This window comes from Alicyclobacillus hesperidum, from assembly GCF_900107035.1.
GTDB lineage: Bacteria > Bacillota > Bacilli > Alicyclobacillales > Alicyclobacillaceae > Alicyclobacillus > Alicyclobacillus hesperidum.
Genome location: NZ_FNOJ01000050.1, coordinates 1 through 1,470, shown reverse-complemented (window position 1 = coordinate 1,470; position 1,470 = coordinate 1). Strand labels below are relative to the sequence as shown.

The window sequence follows — 1,470 nt, the reverse complement described above, 5'->3', positions numbered from 1 at the left end:
CCCCCTCCTTGAGACTTTGTTCTCGTCGAGTAGAGTGTAGGCCCCGCCTTGCGAGAGTTTACGAATGAGCTGGATGTTGAGGGATCCCCCCTTCTCCGAATGTCGAACTAGGTTGTAGATCGCAAGGTTGCGCGGTTCCCGACCTACTTGGAGGTACTGTTCATGTATTTCATTGGAATCGATATCGGCAAGCGTCAGCATGAAGCGTGTATCATTGATTCGTCTGGCCAGATTCAGAGTAAGATGTTTCGTTTCTCCAACACCCAAGCCGGCGGACAGAAGCTGATAGAGTGGATGCGTGCCGTTGATCCGAATTTAGCGTCGTTCTGCGTCGGAATGGAAGCAACGGGTCATTACTGGCTTGCACTGTATACATTCCTTTGTAAGCAGGGTATACGGCCACTGGTCATCAATCCTATCCAGTCAGATGCCTTCCGCAACATGTACATACGTCAGGCCAAGAATGACGCCAAGGATGCCTTTATCATCGCTGAAATTCTGCGGTTCGGCCGGTACACTACAACCGAACTGGCCAATGAACAGATCCTTGCTTTGCGTCAACTGAGCCGATTTCGGTTCAACTTGGTCGATTCAATCTCTGACCTAAAGCGCCAGGTCATTGGCATCCTAGACATTCTGTTCCCTGAGTATGAGCGCCTGTTTTCCGATTTGTTTGGCAAAACGTCCTCCGAGTTGCTTATGGAATACACAACACCGGAGGAAATCCTCGCTGTAGACACTGAGGAGCTCGCTGCGTTTATCGCTAAACATAGCCGAAATCGCTTTGGCTTGGACAAAGCGCAGGAATTGAAATCTGCCGCCGAATCCTCCTTTGGCGTCGGCATTGCACTCGACGCGTATCGGCTCCAGCTCCGCCTTCTTTTGCAGCAGATTCGCTTCATGGAACAACAGCTCAGGGCCCTGGAAGACAAAATCACAACGTACTTGGCAGCGGTCGATACGAACTTGATGACAATTCCAGGCATTGGTCCTGTTCTTGCGGCTGCCATTCTTGGTGAAATCGGGGATATTTCCCGCTTCTCGACCGGGGTCAAACTCGTCGCGTATGCTGGAATCGATCCAACGGTAAAGCAATCCGGAGAATACACAGGAACCCGCAACCGCATGTCTAAGCGAGGTTCGCCCTATTTGCGCAGGGCAATCTGGTTGGCTGCGAGCGTCGCAAAAACACACAACCCAATTCTAAAAGCCTTTTACGAACAGAAGCGGGCGGAAGGAAAGCATCCCCTAGCCGCCACTGGAGCCGTTGCACGCAAGTTAACGTATGTGATTCATGCGGTATTGCGAGATCGCAAACCGTATGAACCGATAGCTTGAAAAAGTGCAAATGAATATTCGGATCACCGTCTGTTTCCCTGAAACAGGCTTGGTTCCGTGCAACCTAAAACTCATCCCCTTCATTGCTCTAAGACTCGATAAAGGACTTGACATTACATAGCTGGTCTACTC

The 1,470-nt window shown here is 50.5% G+C and carries 1 protein-coding gene; it reads left to right on the top strand.

Annotated features, from left to right (window positions below):
• The first annotated feature begins 162 nt into the window (after positions 1-162).
• Entirely contained in the window at positions 163-1,338 is a 1,176-nt protein-coding gene (locus tag BLU70_RS14215; protein ID WP_040289964.1) for an IS110 family RNA-guided transposase, read from the top strand.
• Positions 1,339-1,470 lie beyond the last annotated feature (132 nt).

Excerpts from the sequence above, each read along its gene's own strand:
- BLU70_RS14215 (WP_040289964.1), top strand. The coding sequence starts at position 163 with ATGTATTTCATTGGAATCGATATCGGCAAGCGTCAGCATGAAGCGTGT.